We start from the raw sequence: 19379 nt of genomic DNA on the forward strand, positions 1-19379 counted from the left end.
ATGGCAAAGTGGGAGATATTAAACATTGACCCTTGGATAAAAGACTATGAAGATGATATAAATCTAAGAATGAGCGAGTATGAAAAAGCGAAAAATAGACTCATAGGAGAGGGTCAAACTCTCTCTGACTTTGCCAATGCCCACCATTACTATGGCTTTCATAAAACTAAAACGGGCTGGATTTACAGAGAGTGGGCACCAACTGCAGATGGTCTTTACCTAATCGGTGACTTTAACGATTGGGATAGGCATGCCCACCCTATGAAAAAAATAAATGATGAAGACTGGGAAATATCTATAAAAGGTATTAAAACCATTCCGCACGGGTCTCGCTTAAAAGTTTTAGTAGATGCCAATGGCAAGATTTCTGATAGAATACCTCTTTTTGCTAAAAGGGTGGAAAGAGATGAAAATGGAGACTTTGCAGCTGTTATGTACAATCCTCGCTCTAAATTTAAATGGAGTGATGCTGACTTTAAAATTAAAAATGACGATTTATTAGTATATGAAGCTCACATAGGCATGGCAGGAGAAGAGGGCAAGGTTTCTACTTATAGAGAATTTGAAAAAAATATTTTGCCAAGGATAAAAAAAGCGGGATATAATACTGTTCAATTAATGGCCATAGCCGAGCACCCATACTATGGGTCTTTTGGCTACCAAGTAAGCAACTTTTATGCACCTAGTTCTTGGTATGGAGAAATCAACGATTTAAAATCATTGGTAAATACTGCTCACGAGATGGGGTTAAATGTAATTATGGACTTAGTTCATTCCCATGCTGTAAAAAATACTATTGAGGGCATCAATGAATTTGATGGCACGGATTACCAATTTTTCCATCAAGGAGAAAATGGCAATCATCCAGATTGGGATAGCAAGTTATTTGACTATGCAAAACCTGGAGTTGCTCACTTTTTACTTTCAAATGTAAAATATTGGCTAGAAGAATTTCACTTTGATGGCTTTAGATTTGATGGGGTTACATCAATGATTTACAAAAATCACGGTCGAGGAATAAGTTTTGATCATTACGATAAATATTTTTCTATGAATACTGATATAGAAGCTATAAATTATTTGCAAATGGCTAACGAGCTCGCTCGTGAGGTAAAAGAGGATGTAATTACCATTGCAGAAGATATGTCAGCAATGCCTGGTATGTGCCTTCCAATTTCCAAAGGTGGCATTGGTTTTGACTATCGTTTAGCTATGGGTATGCCAGATTTTTGGGAACGTACTTTAAAAAAACGTGACGAAGACTGGGATTTATCAAATATGTGGTATGAATTATCCACCCACCGCCCAGAAGAAAGACGTATTGCCTATGTAGAAAGCCACGATCAGGCTTTAGTAGGTTCAAAAACTATTATTTTCACCTTGGCTGACCAAGAAATGTACTGGCATATGAATAAAGATGATGACAATTATATTGTAGAAAGAGCAATTGCCCTTCATAAAATGATACGATGGATTACAATTACTATGGGTTCTGATGGATATTTGAACTTTATGGGCAATGAATTTGGTCATCCAGAATGGATAGATTTTCCTCGTGAAGGCAATGGATATTCATTTGATTATGCCAAACGTCAATGGTCACTTTTGGATAACAACAATCTTAAATATGAATATTTAGCAAATTTCGATAAGGAAATGCTTGGTTTTATAGAAAAATATAAGCAATTGGGCAATATGATTTTTAGACTTTGGATAGATAATGATAGGAAAGTAATTGCCTATAGAAACAAAGATATAGTTTATATTTACAATTTCCATCCTACAAATTCTTATGATTCATTTGCAGTACCTATCCATGACATGGGTAAATTTAAGGTGGTTATGGATACAGATGAAGTAAAATTTGGTGGCAAGGGACGTATTTCTCACGAATATATTTACAATACAGAAAGATTAGCTGGCACTGACTATGATGGTATAAAAATCTATATTCCAGCAAGAACTGCCCTAGCTTTAGAAAAGTGTGATAATTTATGAAAATAATTTGCTTGGGAGACTCCTTTACTGAAGGATACTTAGTAGATAAGGGGTATACAGAATATTTAAAAGATGCAGGTCATCAAGTAATAAATTTAGGTATAAATGGTGATAGAACTAGTGGTATGTTAGAAAGATTTGTCCCAGAAGTTTGTGATGTGCAAATAATATTTGGTGGAAGCAATGATACTTTTGATAATATAAGTCCAGAAAATATTTTTGCTAATATAAAAGAAATTTTAAGTAAGTCTTTAGGGGAAAAAAATATAGTTATAATTCCTCCGTTGATGGAATTGGAATCGGCTTACCCAAGGTATGAAATAAACAATAGAACAATTAATGAACTGGGATATTTAATAAAAAGCTTAGATGTGTCAATAGTGGATGCAAGAAAAATTGAACCGTCATATATAGACGGTCTTCACATGAGGCAGGATTTTCATAAAAAGTTAGCTGATGAAATATTACAAGCTATTTAAAACACAAGAACTATAATTCTTGTGTTTTTTGATGGAAAAAAATAAAATCCATTATAAAATATATGGTATAAACAAAAAAAGGAGGAATAATGCCGGATATTAATGTAAACCAGTTAACAAAGACCAATATATTGAAAGATATTATAATAATATTAATAATTTTGGTTCTTAGCAAAATATTACTAGAAGCTATGTCCCATTTTATAAGCAAAGCATTTTCTGATAAGATGGATGAAGACGGATATAGAAAAGTAAGAATAGAAACCTTAAGCAAAAATTTATATACAGTTATTCGCTTTATAGTAGGATTTATTATAGTAATGATTATCCTAGATATGATAGGAATAAATACAAGGTCAATCATAGCTACTGCAGGGATAGGTGGTGTTGCCATTGCCTTTGGTGCTCAAACTTTGGTAAAGGATATAGTTACTGGAATAATAATCATAGTAGATGATACCTTTAGAGTAGGGGATTGGATAATAGCAGGTGGTGTTGAGGGTACAGTAGAAACACTAGGTATGCGTCATACAAAAATCAGAGATTATGATGGATCCCTACATACCATTCCAAACTCTCAAATAAGCACAGTACAAAATTTAAATAGTGGTCCTATCAAATTTGATTGTGATATATATTTATCCTATGAAGTAAAATTTGAAGAAGTACTTGATATAGTAGACTCAGTATCAAAAAGACTAAAAGAAGAAAAAGACTTAAGCAAATATATTATAGAAGATGTAAGTTTGTTTGGAATAATGGAAATAAAAGAAACATCCTATCTAGCAAGAACTACAGCTGTTGCAGTACCAGGTCACCAATGGGCTCTAGCTAGAAGAGAAAGAAAACTGATAATAGATGAAATATACAAAAGAGGTCTAAGCCCAAGTATACAAGTGGTATCACTAAGCAATGGAAAGGAAGTAAATGAAGAAATATAAAAAATCAGACATAATAAGCCTTAAAAAGGGACATCCATGTGGAGAAAATAAATGGGAAATAGAACGTATGGGTGCAGATATGAAAATAAAGTGTTTAGGTTGTGGCAAGTCAATCTGGCTAAAACGCATAGACTTTGATAAAAAGATAAGAAAAATACAAAACAAAGATGGAAAAATGGTTTCAATAGTAAACTATGATCCAGAAGAAGAAAAAAATTAAAAAAAGTATTGACAATATTTTTATCTTATGTATAATAGAAAAAGTCAGCACCAAGAGTGGTCAAGAAAAATTAAAATAAAATAAAAAAACTCTTGACAAGCAATCAAAAAGGTGATAGACTATATAAAGTCGATACAGTTAATTTGTAAATGCCGAGTAAACTTTTTGTAAAAAACTTATAAAAAGATTTGACAAAGCGAAAATTAAGTGGTAGACTATAAAAGTCGTTACAAACAAACGACACAATGAACCAGATGTTTAAAGCAAACATCTAAAATGAAATTTAATATCAATGATTATGTAAACAAAAAACATAATCAACCTATCAATAAATAACTAATAAGTTATTGACAACTTTAACCAAGTTGATTTCTTTAAGGATGATTAATAGGCCAGTCCGGCCAGAAGAGGACCCTCCACGGAGTGGTCGCAGGACGGAACGGCCGAGAAATAAATCACGCATTGATTATTAAGATCAGTGTAAATGAAAAGAGCTTGAATCAAAAAGCTTTTATGAACAAAAGATAAACTACATTAGTAAAATGTAGAAAAATATTTTTCATGAGAGTTTGATCCTGGCTCAGGATTAACGCTGGCGGCGTGCATAACACATGCAAGTCGAACGATGAAACTTAAATGATTTCTTCGGAATGAACTTAAGTGGATTAGTGGCGGACGGGTGAGTAACGCGTGAGTAACCTGCCTTACACAAGGGGATAGCCGTTGGAAACGACGAATAATACCCTATGAAACTATCACTTCGCATGAAGCGATAGTCAAAGTGTTAGCGGTGTAAGATGGACTTGCGTCTGATTAGCTAGTTGGTGAGAAAAAAGCCCACCAAGGCAACGATCAGTAGCCGGCTTGAGAGAGTGTACGGCCACATTGGGACTGAGACACGGCCCAGACTCCTACGGGAGGCAGCAGTGGGGAATTTTGCACAATGGGGGAAACCCTGATGCAGCGACGCCGCGTGATTTAGAAGGCCTTCGGGTTGTAAAAATCTTTTGTATAGGAAGAAAATGACAGTACTATACGAATAAGGTCCGGCTAATTACGTGCCAGCAGCCGCGGTAATACGTAAGGACCGAGCGTTGTCCGGAATCATTGGGCGTAAAGGGTACGTAGGCGGGTCATTAAGTTAGAAGTCAAAGGCTATAGCTCAACTATAGTAAGCTTCTAAAACTGGAGACCTTGAGTAATGGAAGGGAAAGTGGAATTCCTAGTGTAGCGGTGGAATGCGCAGATATTAGGAGGAATACCGGTGGCGAAGGCGACTTTCTGGCCATTAACTGACGCTGAGGTACGAAAGCGTGGGTAGCAAACAGGATTAGATACCCTGGTAGTCCACGCCGTAAACGATGAGTGTTAGGTGTCTGGAGTAAATCTGGGTGCCGCAGCTAACGCATTAAACACTCCGCCTGGGGAGTACGCACGCAAGTGTGAAACTCAAAGGAATTGACGGGGACCCGCACAAGCAGCGGAGCATGTGGTTTAATTCGAAGCAACGCGAAGAACCTTACCAAGTCTTGACATATTTTGGAAACACTTAGAGATAAGTGCCTATATCTTCGGATAACTGAAATACAGGTGGTGCATGGTTGTCGTCAGCTCGTGTCGTGAGATGTTGGGTTAAGTCCCATAACGAGCGCAACCCCTATGGCTAGTTACCATCATTAAGTTGGGGACTCTAGCAATACTGCCGGTGACAAACCGGAGGAAGGTGGGGATGACGTCAAATCATCATGCCCTTTATGACTTGGGCTACACACGTGCTACAATGGCAGGTACAGAGGGCAGCAAGACAGCGATGTTAAGCAAAACTCAAAAAGCCTGTCCCAGTTCGGATTGCACTCTGCAACTCGAGTGCATGAAGTTGGAGTTGCTAGTAATCGTGGATCAGAATGCCACGGTGAATGCGTTCCCGGGTCTTGTACACACCGCCCGTCACACCATGGAAGTTGGCAATACCCGAAGCCTGTGAGCGAACCATTAAGGACGCAGCAGTCGAAGGTAGGGTCAGTAACTGGGGTGAAGTCGTAACAAGGTAGCCGTATCGGAAGGTGCGGCTGGATCACCTCCTTTCTAAGGATTGAGGAAACGACACGTCGTTTCCTCAACGAAGAACATTTAAAAGTTCTTGTTAGAAATACAGACATAATCATTGATATAAATTAAATTTCAATAATCCACTATATAATATAAAATAATATAAATAGTAAATATGGGGATATAGCTCAGTTGGGAGAGCACCTGCCTTGCACGCAGGGGGTCAAGAGTTCGAATCTCTTTATCTCCACCATAATGACCTATCACCATTTGCAAATCAAATGGAATGAAGGTCAGACGTCGCGGCGCTTTAAAGTTGTTTACAACTTTGTCAGCAAGCCGACGAGTTTGGCTGAAAGATATGGTCATTAATATAGTAGTTTCTAAGCTTTACAAATAAACTTACGAAATCTACGACGCTAATAGTATGGATGATTAATCCGTATATTAGAAAAAAAATGAACCACTTAAACTGAAGCAAAATAGTACAAACAAGTACTAGCGTTATTTTGTCTCTGCCATTAAAAATGACAGAATTCAAAATAATTCGAAATCAAAGATTTCGAACTCACTCAGTATAAGCTGAAAATTAAATAGCAAACAATATTTCCAGTCAAGAAGAAAAGGGCACAAGGTGGATGCCTTGGCACATGAAGACTAAGAAGGACGTAAGTGAACGAAAACTAGGGCAAGCTCACAAAAAGCAATGACCCCTAGGTCTCCGAATGGGGAAACCCGGCTGTGGAAGACACAGTCATCATAAAGTAAATACATAGCTTTATGAAGTAAGACCCTGCGAACTGAAACATCTAAGTAGCAGGAGGAAAAGAAAGAAAACTCGATTTTCCAAGTAGCGGCGAGCGAACAGAAAACAGCCCAACCCAGTAAGAAATATATTTTTTAGTTAAATCATTTGGGAAGATGAACCAAAGAAAGTGACAGTCTTGTAAACAAAAGAAAATATATTGTGGGGGCAAGTAGCAGTGAACACGAGAAATTTGCTGTGAAGATAGGGGGACCATCCCCTAAGGCTAAATACTAACATGTGACCGATAGCGAACAAGTACCGTGAGGGAAAGGTGAAAAGAACCCCGAAAGGGGAGTGAAAAAGAACCTGAAACCTTGAGCCTACAAGCAGACAGAGGGCAAGAGCCTGATGTCGTACCTTTTGTAGAATGGGCCAGCGAGTTATCATATATAGCAAGGTTAAATCTTTAAGAGATGAAGCCTTAGCGAAAGCGAGTCTTAATAGGGCGAAAGTTAGATATGATAGACCCGAAACCGGGTGATCTATCCATGGTCAGAGTGAAGGTGAAGTAAAATTCACTGGAGGCTCGAACCGGGTGCGGTTTAAAACGCATCGGATGAACTGTGGATAGGGGCGAAAAACCAAACGAACCCGGAGATAGCTGGTTCTCCTCGAAATAGCTTTAGGGCTAGCCTATGACCAAAGATTTAAGGAGGTAGAGCACTGACTGGCCTAGGGCGGCTAACCGTACCAAAGCCTATCAAACTCCGAATGCCAAAAAATCAAGTCATGGAGTCAGACTTAGAGGGATAAGCTCCTAAGTCGAAAGGGAAACAGCCCAGACCGACAGCTAAGGTCCCAAAATCTGAATTAAGTGGAAAAGGATGTGAACCTACTAAGACAACCAGGACGTTGGCTTAGAAGCAGCCATACATTTAAAGAATGCGTAATAGCTCACTGGTCAAGTGGGTTTGCGCCGAAAATAAACGGGGCTAAAATTCAGTACCGAAGCTTCGGATTGATAGAGAATTTAAAATTGCTCAATCAACTCTAGAACAAACATAAAGAGAAGAAAAGGTAAAACTTAGACGGAAATATTACAATACAATCAAGATAAAACGAGTTATTCAAAATTTACGCAAATATCAAACACTAAGATAAAGGTAAGTTGTAAATAACTACGATTATCACCGAAAACAATCGCATATATTAATATATGTAACTGGTTTAAAATATAGTCGGCACTTTGACAAATCTAAGATTTGAAACAGTGCGACATTTGACCTACTAACAAATCAAAGATTTGAGTTAGGTCAAGAAAACGTCAAAGTATTTACCAGCAATTTTAAATACTCTATCAGTGGTAGAGGAGCATTGTATTAGGGAAGAAGCCCAAGCGAAAGCAGGCGTGGACTTAATACAAGAGAGAATGCTGGCATGAGTAGCGAGAAGGAGTGTGAGAATCACTCCCGTCGAAACCCTAAGGACTCCTGAGCAAGGCTCGTCCCCTCAGGGAAAGTCGGGACCTAAGGCGAGGCCAAAAGACGTAGCCGATGGATAACAGGTCTATATTCCTGTACCGCTTAAAGTCGCTATAGAGAAGTGATGACGCAAGAGGATAAGCTAAGCTGCCCGATGGAAGGCAGTCTAAGCACAAAGGCCGATTAGTAGGCAAATCCGCTAATCATAAAGCTGATGTGTGATAGGTATCGAAAACATGAGTAGAGAAGTAGCCGATTTCAAATTGCCAAGAAAAGTCACTATCAATGACCAAAGCGCCCGTACCAAAACCGACACAGGTAGGGAGGTAGAGAATACCAAGACGCGCGGAAGAACCTTTGTTAAGGAACTCGGCAAAATGTCCCCGTAACTTCGGGAGAAGGGGAGCCAGAGCGATCTGGCCACAGAAACCAGGCCCAAGCGACTGTTTACCAAAAACACAAGTTTCTGCAAAATCGTAAGATGAAGTATAGGAGCTGACACCTGCCCGGTGCTGGAAGGTTAAGGGGAAGGCTTAGCAAACGCGAAGGCTAGAACTTAAGCCCCAGTAAACGGCGGCCGTAACTATAACGGTCCTAAGGTAGCGAAATTCCTTGTCGGGTAAGTTCCGACCCGCACGAAAGGTGTAACGATTTGGGCACTGTCTCAACAAAGGATCCGGTGAAATTGTAGTAGTCGTGAAGATGCGACTTACCCACGCTAGGACGGAAAGACCCCGTGGAGCTTTACTGTAGGCTGATATTGGATTTTGAGATTAGATGTACAGGATAGTTGGGAGGCATTGATCCGTGCACGCCAGTGTGCGAGGAGCCAAGCTTGGGATACCAACCCTCTAATATCAAAATTCTAACATTGACCCTTAATCAGGGCAAAGGACATTGTCAGTTGGGCAGTTTGACTGGGGCGGTCGCCTCCCAAAAAGTAACGGAGGCGTTCAAAGGTTCGCTCAGAATGGACGGAAACCATTCGCAGAGTACAAAGGCATAAGCGAGCTTAACTGCGAGAGAAACAGCTCAAGCAGAGTAGAAATACGGACTTAGTGATCCGGTGGCACCGCATGGAAGGGCCATCGCTCAACGGATAAAAGCTACCCCGGGGATAACAGGCTTATCTCCCCCAAGAGTCCACATCGACGGGGAGGTTTGGCACCTCGATGTCGGCTCGTCTCATCCTGGGGCTGAAGTAGGTCCCAAGGGTTGGGCTGTTCGCCCATTAAAGAGGCACGCGAGCTGGGTTCAGAACGTCGTGAGACAGTTCGGTCCCTATCCAGCGTGGGCGTAAGAAATTTGCGAGGACCTGTCCTTAGTACGAGAGGACCGGGATGGACATACCACTGGTGTACCAGTTGTTCCGCCAGGAGCATAGCTGGGTAGCTAAGTATGGAATTGATAAGTACTGAAAGCATCTAAGTACGAAACAACCCTCAAGATAAGATTTCTAAAAGTACGTAAAGAAAATACGTTAGATAGGTCCAAGGTGTAAGTGCAGTAATGCATTAAGCTAATGGATACTAAACTTTAAATCTTGACTGGAAATATTGTCTGCTATTTATAGGTTCAAAATAGAATATGGTGATAATGGCATGAGTGATACACCTGTTCCCATACCGAACACAGAAGTTAAGCCTCATTACGCTGATGGTACTCGGAGGGTGACCTCCCGGTAGAGTAAGAAATCGCCAAACATCTAATAACTGCTAGCCACATTGGCTAGCAAGCTATTAAATGTATTTTAAGTAAGTTAAGAAGTATTAATATGCTTAGGTAGCTCAATGGTGGAGCACCCGGCTGTTAACCGGTAGGTTGTGGGTTCGAGTCCCACCCTGAGCGCCAAATTAGAACTTAAATAGCTGGATATTTTACAATTAATGTAATTATTCTATAATAAAATTTAAGCACTAATATGCCAGGTAGATATATAATATTTATGCCGGGGTGGCGGAACTGGCAGACGCACAGGACTTAAAATCCTGCGATGGTCAAACATCGTACCGGTTCGATTCCGGTCCTCGGCACCAACTTATTCGGTTATAAACTGTATATCGCGGGATGGAGCAGTTTGGTAGCTCGTCGGGCTCATAACCCGAAGGTCGTAGGTTCAAATCCTGCTCCCGCAACCAATATTTTTTTAAAAAAGGCTTGCATTAAAGTTTGATTTATGATATACTTGTTAAGTCGTTTCAATAAGGCCCTATGGTCAAGCGGTTAAGACACCACCCTTTCACGGTGGTATCCCGGGTTCGAATCCCGGTAGGGTCACCACAAAGCAAGTCCCTCCGATTCATGGAGGAGTCGTGCAACAGCACGAAATACCGCAGGACGAAGTCCGAGGACTACAAAAAGTTCTGTGAGTATTGTCTATATGGAAGTATAGCTCAGTTGGGAGAGCATCTGCCTTACAAGCAGGGGGTCACAGGTTCGAGCCCTGTTACTTCCACCATTTAAAGCTTGCTATTATATAAATGAAATTATTTTTATGGCTTGGTAGTTCAGCTGGTTAGAATGCCGCCCTGTCACGGCGGAGGTCGTGGGTTCGAATCCCATCCAAGTCGCCATTTGGATTGCGATAGTGATCCAATATGCTGATGTAGCTCAATTGGCAGAGCAATTGATTTGTAATCAATAGGTTGTAGGTTCAAGTCCTATCATCAGCTCCAATTAAGCTTATTATATAAGTAATAATAGCTTTTAAATAAAAAAATATGGGGATGTTCCAGAGTTGGCCAAATGGGACGGACTGTAAATCCGTTAGCTTTGCTTTCAGTGGTTCGAATCCGCTCATCCCCACCATTTAAATTTTGGGATTACATACTAGATAAATTTTACCATTATGATCCGCATAATGCGGGTGTAGCTCAGTGGTAGAGCCCCAGCCTTCCAAGCTGGTTGCGAGGGTTCGATTCCCTTCACCCGCTCCATGCGCCCTTAGCTCAGCTGGATAGAGCAACGGACTTCTAATCCGTGTGCCCCAGGTTCGAATCCTGGAGGGCGCGCCACAAATGAATCTTATTAAAAGATTTATTAAAAAACCTTACAAAAAAATTTGGTTATTTTATAAAAGTGTGGTATAATATATCTTGTTACTGCACAAAACAATTACTATTGGGATATAGCCAAGTCGGTAAGGCACCAGACTTTGACTCTGGTATGCGTAGGTTCGAGTCCTGCTATCCCAGCCAATATGATCCATTAGCTCAGCCGGTAGAGCACCTGACTTTTAATCAGGGTGTCCGGAGTTCGAATCTCCGATGGGTCACCAAATTAGAAAAGCCTATTTCTTTTGAGATAGGCTAATCTAATACAAATTAATAGGCGAAAGTCAATTGAATTGGCTTTTAGATTCTTAGCCATTTGATTACTTACAATATAATATTTAAATCTTATACATATAAGTACATATGGAGAGGTACCGAAGCGGTCATAACGGGGCGGTCTTGAAAACCGTTAGAGTCTTTCGGCTCACAAGGGTTCGAATCCCTTCCTCTCCGCCAAATAGCAAAAGCGGCTATTAAAGAATAATCTATTCTTTAATTATGTGACCAATAATTGGTCGCTGAGCGAAAACTCAAAATGGAGAAGTACTCAAGTGGCTGAAGAGGCTCCCCTGCTAAGGGAGTAGATCCTTTCAAAAGGGATGCGAGGGTTCAAATCCCTCCTTCTCCGCCAAATTAATAGTTTGCCCAGATAGCTCAGTCGGTAGAGCAGAGGACTGAAAATCCTCGTGTCGGTGGTTCGATTCCGCCTCTGGGCACCAATAAAATCAGTGCGGTTCATGGAGTTCATTCCATTAAATAGTAACCGTAAGCGAAATTAGCCTGTCCGGCTTAAGGAGGACTCGTGTATCAGCACGAAATAACCGAAGGTCCTAATGGACTGAGGACCCTCTATGGGGTCTTATTTTTTTAAAAAATATAGGGGAGTAGTTCAGTTGGTAGAACGTCGGTCTCCAAAACCGGATGTCGCGGGTTCAAGTCCTGTCTCCCCTGCCAATATAAATTTTAGGATAGTAAAAAATAATTTGATATTATTATATGATGATTTTATGGACCTGTAGCTCAGGTGGTTAGAGCGCACGCCTGATAAGCGTGAGGTCGGTAGTTCGAGTCTACTCAGGTCCACCATAATGTTCTATCTATATTTTGTAAAAGAAATTTATAGGCGATAAAACGTCGTTTCGTTTGAAAGCTGCATTTTAATTATGCAAGCAAGCGATGAAATACTTATATTATAATTATATATTATATTGGGGGCCTCTAGCTCAGTCGGTTAGAGCGCCCGGCTCATAACCGGTAGGTCCAGGGTTCGAGTCCCTGGAGGCCCACCATACTAACATCCTTTTTAGGGTGTTTTTCTTTTGTCCATATTTATTTCTTTGTATCAGAATGACTTATGAATATTTTATATTACTTATTTGAATTCGATTTGATTATCTTAAAAGCTTAAAGTATTTGAAGTTACACTAAAAATTAATTTATAGGATTTAAAGTTATTTATAATCATCAAGTTTTTATTATATAAACTTGTTGTAATTCTAAGAAAACTTCAGTTGTTGACTAGATTTTTCATTTTAGTAGGCTGTGTATTTTCGGAGTAAATGGCTTATTGGTACTTTTATTATCTTATAGTATTTAAGTTTCAGAGCTGATTTTGTTTTTTATTCCTATTATCATATTTTTATTCTTAATAAATTAATATAAGATATCTAATGTAGATTTATGAAAAAGGCAGATAATATTTAATATAGTATTATAAAAATAAATTATTTAATAAATTTATAAGGAGTAATAGGAGATAAATGAAATATTTTGATGCGGTTAATTTTATAAATAATAGACCGGTCTCTAAGGGAGATCATACTCTTGAAAAGATTGAAAAATTATTGGATTTTTTTGATAATCCACAAGATAAGATAAGAATTATTCATATAGCTGGGACTAATGGCAAAGGATCAACAACTAGGTTTTTAGCTAGCGTATTTTCAAGAAATTATAAAACTGGAAGTTTTACTTCCCCATATATAGCAAGAATAAATGAAAATATTTCAATAGATGGAAAAGAGATAAGTGATGAGCAGTTATCAAATTTGGTTCAAAGGCTAGAGCAACCCATAAAAACATTAGATAAAGAAGGTTACTATTTAAGTTATTTTGAAATTATTACTGCAATTATGTATATATACTTTTATGAGCAAAGTGTAGATGTTGCTATTGTTGAAACTGGTTTGGGTGGACTATTAGATTGCACAAATATTATAAAGAAACCTATAGCTTCAGTTATCACAACTATTTCTATGGATCATACAAATATATTAGGAAATGATATAAGACAGATAGCTTATCAAAAAGCAGGCATTATAAAAGAAAATGTGCCAGTCTTCATATATCCGCAAAAAGATGAGGTAATGAATGTATTTTTAAAAAAGACTTTAGAAACTAATAGTAAGTTATATAGCTTTACTAAAAATGAAATCAATATAAAGAAAGCAGATGAAAACGCCAATGTATTTGATTTTAGAAATTATAAAGATGTGAATTTACAGTTACTAGGTATTCATCAAATATATAATGCTTGTCTAGCTTTGATGGTTATAGACTATTTTAAAGACGAATTGTGCTTAGATGAAAATGATATTAAGCAATCATTATCAAAAGCAGATAACCCTGGTAGGATTACTTATATATGTAAAAGTCCAAGGGTGCTAGTTGATGGTAGCCATAATGAAGAATCAATAGATGCACTTATAGAAACTCTCAAATATTTTTCTTACGATAGGTTGATTGTTGGATTTTCAGTTTTAAAAGATAAAGACTATAACTACATTATAAAACAGCTAAGCAAAATAGCTGATTACTTAATAGTTACAAATATTAATAATCCTAGAGCCTTTGATTTTGATAGTCTTAGTAAAATTGTAGAGGCTAAGAGAGAAGATGTTGTAGCTATAGAGGATAGTATAAAAGCTTATGAGTATTCTAAAGAAATGAGTAGGAAAGGTGATTTGATATTATGGTGTGGGTCACTTTATTTAATTTCTGAGCTTATAAACTATGAAAATAGCTTTAATAATTAGCATAAATATCTTTATTTGAAATTTCTTCGGGAAAGAAGACCGATTTTTTCTATATATAAGTGTAGGGCGCCACTACACAAAGAAAAAATATATGGAGGATATATGAAATTACAAATCAAATTTAAGGTAAGATCTGCTGATGGATCTAATAAAAATGTTACTAAAACTTTTTCAAATATCAATGCAGCAGCTGCAGAAGAACAATTAAAAGATTTTGCACTTGCTTATACTTCATTAATAGAAGCAAGCGATGTTGAAATCTATCTTGTTAAATTAGAACAGCTTTAAGGAGAATATAGATGGATAATAGAAAATTAAAATTATACTTTAAGGATGCATCTCAAAATCAAAAATCAATCTCAGTGGACTATCCAAAAACTGACTATACACCAGATGAGTTAAGATCAGCTATGGATAGGATGCTTGCTTCAAATGTACTTACTACAAAGTTCGGTACTGTTACATTAAAAGATAAGGCAGAGCTTGAGACTATAACAAAAAGAGTACTAGAAATAGTCTAGGATAAATGTAAACCCCAAAATCTATTTGTTGGATTTTGGGGTTATTTTTTTATAATTTAGATTCAAATTTCTAAAGTCTTTCTTAAAAGTTTAAGAGCTATACTAGACTTATTAGCAATAGTTTTATAAGTTAAATTCATTTTTTTAGCAAGATCATCATTTGTCATATCTAAAAAATATTTGCCTACAATTATTGACTTTAAATCAGCTGGTAGCGTATTTATAGCCTTGTATAAGTTTTTGTACTTTTGCTTATTTTCCAAATCTTTTTCCAAATCATAATCATCTCTTATTGAGTTTATGAGTGAAATCCCATCATTATCAAGTTCATCTAGTGATTTTATATTTCCTTTTTTGCATTCATCTAAAAAATAAAAGTATAGTTTTTGCTTTAAAAAATTGCCAAAACTTCCTTTTTCTTTTTCATATTCCAAAATTGCATCTAATAAAATCATTTTTGACTGATCAACTGCTTCTTCGTACTCAAAGGCAGAAAAATTTCTAGCATTGGCTATTATTAGTGGCATATAAGCATCCATTATTTGCTTTGAATTTTCTATATTTATCTTCACAATAAATCCTTTCAAAGCGCGCGCTTATTATTTTATTTTGTCGACATTGTTATGATAAAACATTCTTTAAAAAAAGTTTAATTGGCTAAAGGGATGAATAGGTAGGAAAAATATGTATAATTAGATTTTGAATAAGCTTGCAATAAGGGTAAAAAGTAAATGGCAAAAAGCTTTTAGTTGCAGGTGAAAAATAGTATAATTTTATTATTATTGTCTTTTTTAAGTAATGATTTCTATAAAAAACCAAGGAGGGTTTATGAAAAAATTTGGCAAATTTATACTTGCTCTTATTTTAGTAGCAGGTGTAGGATTTACTGGTTTTACTCTAGGACAAAATTCTAGCGTTTCTAAAAGTTCAAGTACTCGTGATGCTGAACATATTGCACAAATGGAGGGACTAAAAAGTCTTTTAGATCAGAATTTTCTTTTTGATTATGATGATGAGCAAATTTATGAGGGTTCACTAAAAGGAATGTTTGCAAATCTAGGTGACCCATATACTGCTTATTACACACCAGATGAATTTAAAAAACTTATGGAGTCTTTAAATGGACGCTATTCAGGTATTGGACTATCTGTTCAAGCCAGTAAAGAAGGATATATTAAAGCAGTATCAGTTTTTGACGATTCTCCTGCAAAAGAAGCTGGTATAGAATCTGGAGACTATATTACAAAAGTAAATGGCAAAGCCTTTGGACCTAATCAACTTGAAGAAGCAGTTGCAGAAATCAAAGGAGAGCCTGGTAGTGATGTAACTCTTACTATATTAAGAACAGAAGAAGGAACAACAAATAGCAAAGAATTTGATGTGAAAGTAACACGTGCTGATGTAAATGTAGATACAATAGATGATGATATCTTAGAAGTACGCGGCAAAAAAATAGGATATATCCACATTAAAGCCTTTGATGATATAACATGGAAAGACTTTTCAGATAGCTACAGTAAACTTATGGCTCAAGATATAGATGGTCTTATTTTAGATGTTAGAAATAATCCAGGTGGAGCCTTAGATGTAGTTATAAATATAGCTGATAACTTCTTAGATGAAGGTGTAATAGTAACTACAAAAGATAAAAAAGGCAATGTTGCAACAGAAAAATCTGATGCAAATGCTAGTGATATACCTATGGTTGTTTTACAAAACGAAAATTCAGCATCTGCTAGTGAAATTTTAGCTGGAGCTATGAAAGATCGTGGACGAGCAAAAGTTATTGGCACCCAATCTTTTGGTAAGGGCGTTGTTCAAAAAGTATTTAACTTAGAAGATGGAGCTGGTGCAAAAATTACTATTAGCGAATATTTCACACCAAATGGTACACAAATAAATAAGGTGGGCGTTACACCTGATATAAAAGTAGAAAGTGATGAAGACCTTGACCTAAGCAAGAAGGACTATAAAAATGATAAACAATTTGTAACCGGTCTAAATGAGCTATTAAAAGAAATAAAATAAGGAGGTGATTTATGGACCAAAATAAATCAAATGCAGATAGGGTGGATGAACTAAATTACCTATTAGAAAACAAGAAAATAAGCGAACTATCCGACCTGCTAAGCAGAACAAATCCCATAGATATTGTTGAATGCTTTGAGGATTTATCAGCAGAAGAAGCCCTTGTTTTATTTAGACTTTTAAAAAAAGAAGATGCAGCAGAAGTTTTTGCTCAGCTTAACCAAACTGATAAGGAAAAACTTCAAGAAGTCCTAAATGACGATGAATTTAGAGACCTATTAGAAGATCTAAACTTCGATGATATGATCGATACTTTAGAAGAGATGCCTGCAACAATGGTCCAACAAATCTTAAAATCTTCTGATAGTCAAACAAGAGATCTTGTAAATGAATATTTGCAATTTCCAGAAGACTCTGCTGGTTCTTTAATGACAACAGAGTTTGTAGAAGTTTCAGCAGATATGACAGTAGAAGAAACCTTAGCCTTGCTTGAAGATGTTGGTAAGGATAAGGTAACAGTCTATACTTGTTATGTAACAGACCCTACCCACAAGCTTTTGGGATATGTATCATTAAGGATGGTAGTAACACGAGAGCCAGATACAAAATTATCTGAGCTTTTATATGAAGATGTAATATATGTTTATACTACAGATGACCAAGAAGATGTAGCCCACACCTTTCAAAAATATGGTTTTACAGCCTTACCTGTTGTAGATAATACAAATCGATTGGTAGGAATAATTACTGTTGATGATATTATTTGGATTATTGAACAAGAGGCAACAGAAGACTTCCAACGTATGGCTGGTACTACTCCAGAAGAAGAAGATTATTCAAGAATGTCTGCTTGGTCGCTTGCAAAAAACAGGATACCATGGCTGATGTTTCTGATGATTTCAGGAGCTTTTACATCGACAATACTAAAAAGATATGAGGATGTTATACAAACAGTAATTGCCCTAAATATGTTTATACCAATGCTAACTGGTTCAGGTGGTAATGCTGGTAGCCAAGCATCTACCCTTGTTATTCGTGCTATGGCAACTCATGATATACAACCAAGTGATTGGGTAAAAGTTGTTTTAAAAGAAGTCACAGTAGGACTTATTTGTGGTGCTGCTTTAGCTATTGTGGCATTTTTAAAATGCTATTTCTTTGATAAGGTAGCCATAAATGTGGCGTTAGTTGTATCACTTACAATCCTAGCTATAGTAGTTATAGCCAAGGCTATAGGTTCTTTATTACCTATAGTTGCAGAAAAATTTGGGGCAGATCCAGCAATTATGGCAAGTCCACTTATTACAACTATTGTAGACTCACTTGGATTAATAGTTTACTTTAATATTGCCCAAGCTATTTTACCAGGGCTTGGTATATAAGAAGGGAGGCAAAAATATGTATACTTACAAATCTAGTGAAGATAGGCTAGTAGAGCTTAAATATCTTTTAGATAAAAAAAGACCAAATGAACTATCAGAACTTTTAAGACGTACTAACCCTGTTGATATAGTAGAATTTATAGAAGAATTATCAGCAGAAGAAGCTCTAGTTGTCTTTAGATTATTAAAAAAAGATGATGCAGTAGAAGTTTTTGCTGAACTTGAAAGCGAAGAAAAAGAAAAGCTCCAAGCAGGTTTACAAGAACGAGAATTTAAAGAACTTCTAAGAGACCTTAACTTTGATGATATGATAGATACTTTGGAAGAGATGCCAGCAGCTATGGTTCAAAGAATATTAAAGTCATCAGATAAACAAACAAGAGCTTTAGTAAACGAATATCTAAGCTTCCCTGAATATTCTGCCGGAAGGCTTATGACAACAGAATTTGTAGAGCTAAAGCCATACATGACAGTTAAAGAAGCTCTAGCTCACATAAAAAAAGTAGGTCACGATATGGTTACTCTTTATACTTGTTATGTTACAAGCCCTACCAAGGAGATCCTAGGTTATGTTTCTCTTAGGTCAATTGTAACTAATAAGCCAGATACATTAATAGATGATTTAATGTACCAAGATGTAATATATGTACACACAACAGATGACCAAGAAGATGTTGCCCTTACCTTCCAAAAATACGGTTTTACAGCCTTGCCAGTAGTAGATAAAACAGATCGACTAGTAGGACTAATTACAGTAGATGATATTATGTGGATTATCGAACAAGAGGCAACAGAAGACTTCCAACTTTTAGCAGGTACAACACCAGATGAGGAAGCCTATTCAAAAACAAGGCCTTGGGATCTTGCAAAAAATAGAATACCATGGTTAATGTTTTTGATGATTTCAGCTACATTTACATCAACCATTTTAAGAGGCTATGAATATGTAGTCCAAGCAGTCATTGCTCTAAATATGTTTATACCAATGTTAACGGACTCAGGTGGTAATGCTGGTAGCCAAGCTTCAACCCTTGTTATCCGTGCCATGGCAACACATGATATAGAAACAAGTGATTGGGCTAAGGTAGTATTAAAAGAGATTACAGTAGGATTAATATGTGGCTTAGCCTTAGGAATAGTTGCATTTTTAAAATGTTATTTCTTCGATAAAGTAGGCATGCAAGTTTCATTTATAGTGGGATTAACTATAGTTGGTATAGTAGTAATAGCTAAAACAGTAGGCTCGCTTTTACCAATAGTCGCAGAAAAATTTGGAGCGGATCCAGCCATAATGGCAAGTCCATTAATATCAACAATAGTAGACTCATTATCATTAATAGTTTACTTCAACGTAGCAAGACTAATGATACCAGGACTTTAAATAAGATAAAAAATAAACCACTTTTTAGTGGTTCTTTTTTTGTTCCTATAAGAATAATATAAT

General features: G+C 36.9%; 11 protein-coding genes, 19 tRNA genes and 3 rRNA genes. 32 read left to right on the forward strand and 1 reads right to left on the reverse strand.

Going from position 1 to position 19379, the window contains the following annotated elements:
- From DY249_RS00060 to DY249_RS00200, 29 genes are all read left to right on the forward strand, one after another.
- Window positions 1-1998, forward strand: a 1998-nt coding sequence (locus DY249_RS00060; protein WP_101541043.1) for an alpha-amylase family glycosyl hydrolase, incomplete at its 5' end; no start/stop codon positions are given.
- Window positions 1995-2477 (forward strand): GDSL-type esterase/lipase family protein, encoded by a 483-nt coding sequence (locus tag DY249_RS00065; protein ID WP_101541044.1) that lies wholly within the window; start codon window positions 1995-1997, stop codon window positions 2475-2477. The genes DY249_RS00060 and DY249_RS00065, both read left to right, overlap by 4 nt.
- Before the next feature lie 89 nt (window positions 2478-2566).
- The gene (locus DY249_RS00070) at window positions 2567-3418 is read left to right on the forward strand and encodes a mechanosensitive ion channel family protein (RefSeq protein ID WP_115594761.1); all 852 of its coding nucleotides are present in this window, start codon (window positions 2567-2569) and stop codon (window positions 3416-3418) included.
- Complete coding sequence (locus DY249_RS00075; protein ID WP_101541046.1) at window positions 3405-3638, forward strand: DUF951 domain-containing protein; 234 nt, start codon at window positions 3405-3407, stop codon at window positions 3636-3638. The genes DY249_RS00070 and DY249_RS00075 overlap by 14 nt, the downstream gene beginning before the upstream one ends.
- A 557-nt stretch (window positions 3639-4195) precedes the next feature.
- Window positions 4196-5723, forward strand: a 16S ribosomal RNA gene (locus DY249_RS00080).
- 141 nt (window positions 5724-5864) lie between these two features.
- A tRNA-Ala gene (locus tag DY249_RS00085) sits at window positions 5865-5940 on the forward strand.
- Between the two features lie 358 nt (window positions 5941-6298).
- Window positions 6299-9467 (forward strand): 23S ribosomal RNA (locus DY249_RS00090).
- 35 nt (window positions 9468-9502) lie between these two features.
- Window positions 9503-9619, forward strand: a 5S ribosomal RNA gene (gene rrf / locus DY249_RS00095).
- The 16S, 23S and 5S rRNA genes sit together here with 19 tRNA genes alongside, the layout of an rRNA operon.
- 73 nt (window positions 9620-9692) lie before the next feature.
- Window positions 9693-9767 (forward strand) — tRNA-Asn (locus DY249_RS00100).
- A 96-nt stretch (window positions 9768-9863) separates the two neighbouring features.
- Window positions 9864-9952: transfer RNA gene (locus DY249_RS00105), tRNA-Leu, on the forward strand.
- Window positions 9953-9977: 25 nt separating this feature from the next.
- Window positions 9978-10054, forward strand: a tRNA-Met gene (locus DY249_RS00110).
- Between the two features lie 67 nt (window positions 10055-10121).
- Window positions 10122-10196, forward strand: a tRNA-Glu gene (locus DY249_RS00115).
- Between the two features lie 102 nt (window positions 10197-10298).
- Window positions 10299-10374 (forward strand) — tRNA-Val (locus DY249_RS00120).
- Between the two features lie 38 nt (window positions 10375-10412).
- Window positions 10413-10489: transfer RNA gene (locus DY249_RS00125), tRNA-Asp, on the forward strand.
- Between the two features lie 26 nt (window positions 10490-10515).
- Window positions 10516-10591 (forward strand) — tRNA-Thr (locus DY249_RS00130).
- A gap of 47 nt (window positions 10592-10638) precedes the next feature.
- Window positions 10639-10724 (forward strand) — tRNA-Tyr (locus tag DY249_RS00135).
- 54 nt (window positions 10725-10778) lie between these two features.
- Window positions 10779-10852 (forward strand) — tRNA-Gly (locus DY249_RS00140).
- Window position 10853: 1 nt separating this feature from the next.
- Window positions 10854-10930 (forward strand) — tRNA-Arg (locus tag DY249_RS00145).
- Between the two features lie 107 nt (window positions 10931-11037).
- Window positions 11038-11113, forward strand: a tRNA-Gln gene (locus DY249_RS00150).
- A gap of 4 nt (window positions 11114-11117) precedes the next feature.
- Window positions 11118-11193: transfer RNA gene (locus tag DY249_RS00155), tRNA-Lys, on the forward strand.
- A 141-nt stretch (window positions 11194-11334) separates the two neighbouring features.
- Window positions 11335-11425: transfer RNA gene (locus DY249_RS00160), tRNA-Ser, on the forward strand.
- Window positions 11426-11506: 81 nt separating this feature from the next.
- Window positions 11507-11600: transfer RNA gene (locus DY249_RS00165), tRNA-Ser, on the forward strand.
- 12 nt (window positions 11601-11612) lie between these two features.
- A tRNA-Phe gene (locus DY249_RS00170) sits at window positions 11613-11688 on the forward strand.
- 159 nt (window positions 11689-11847) lie between these two features.
- Window positions 11848-11923, forward strand: a tRNA-Trp gene (locus DY249_RS00175).
- A gap of 55 nt (window positions 11924-11978) precedes the next feature.
- Window positions 11979-12055 (forward strand) — tRNA-Ile (locus DY249_RS00180).
- Window positions 12056-12181: 126 nt separating this feature from the next.
- Window positions 12182-12258 (forward strand) — tRNA-Ile (locus DY249_RS00185).
- A gap of 471 nt (window positions 12259-12729) precedes the next feature.
- Complete coding sequence (locus tag DY249_RS00190; RefSeq protein ID WP_115594762.1) at window positions 12730-14004, forward strand: bifunctional folylpolyglutamate synthase/dihydrofolate synthase; 1275 nt, start codon at window positions 12730-12732, stop codon at window positions 14002-14004.
- Window positions 14005-14106: 102 nt separating this feature from the next.
- Window positions 14107-14292 carry a DUF1659 domain-containing protein gene (locus DY249_RS00195; RefSeq protein WP_115594763.1) on the forward strand — a complete coding sequence of 62 codons (186 nt, stop codon included), beginning with the start codon at window positions 14107-14109 and terminating at the stop codon, window positions 14290-14292.
- 11 nt (window positions 14293-14303) lie between these two features.
- Window positions 14304-14525: a DUF2922 domain-containing protein gene (locus tag DY249_RS00200; RefSeq protein WP_101540374.1), complete on the forward strand. Its 222-nt coding sequence runs from the start codon at window positions 14304-14306 to the stop codon at window positions 14523-14525.
- A 62-nt stretch (window positions 14526-14587) separates the two neighbouring features.
- On the opposite strand, the gene DY249_RS00205 is transcribed toward DY249_RS00200, so the two are convergent.
- The gene (locus DY249_RS00205; RefSeq protein ID WP_101540373.1) at window positions 14588-15097 is read right to left on the reverse strand and encodes a sigma-70 family RNA polymerase sigma factor; all 510 of its coding nucleotides are present in this window, start codon (window positions 15095-15097) and stop codon (window positions 14588-14590) included.
- A 256-nt stretch (window positions 15098-15353) separates the two neighbouring features.
- On the opposite strand from DY249_RS00205, the gene DY249_RS00210 reads away from it, so the two are divergent.
- The 3 genes from DY249_RS00210 to mgtE (DY249_RS00220) are packed head-to-tail and all read left to right on the forward strand — an operon-like array spanning window position 15354 to window position 19316.
- Window positions 15354-16553, forward strand: coding sequence for a S41 family peptidase (locus tag DY249_RS00210; protein WP_101540372.1), 1200 nt, complete (start codon window positions 15354-15356; stop codon window positions 16551-16553).
- Window positions 16554-16564: 11 nt separating this feature from the next.
- A complete protein-coding gene (gene mgtE / locus DY249_RS00215) occupies window positions 16565-17935 on the forward strand; it encodes a magnesium transporter (RefSeq protein WP_101540371.1) in 1371 nt (456 codons plus the stop codon).
- A gap of 16 nt (window positions 17936-17951) precedes the next feature.
- Window positions 17952-19316 carry a magnesium transporter gene (gene mgtE / locus DY249_RS00220; RefSeq protein ID WP_101540370.1) on the forward strand — a complete coding sequence of 455 codons (1365 nt, stop codon included), beginning with the start codon at window positions 17952-17954 and terminating at the stop codon, window positions 19314-19316.
- The last annotated feature ends 63 nt before the right edge of the window (window positions 19317-19379 follow it).

Source organism: Anaerococcus octavius (assembly GCF_900445265.1).
In the GTDB taxonomy this organism is placed as follows: domain Bacteria; phylum Bacillota; class Clostridia; order Tissierellales; family Peptoniphilaceae; genus Anaerococcus; species Anaerococcus octavius.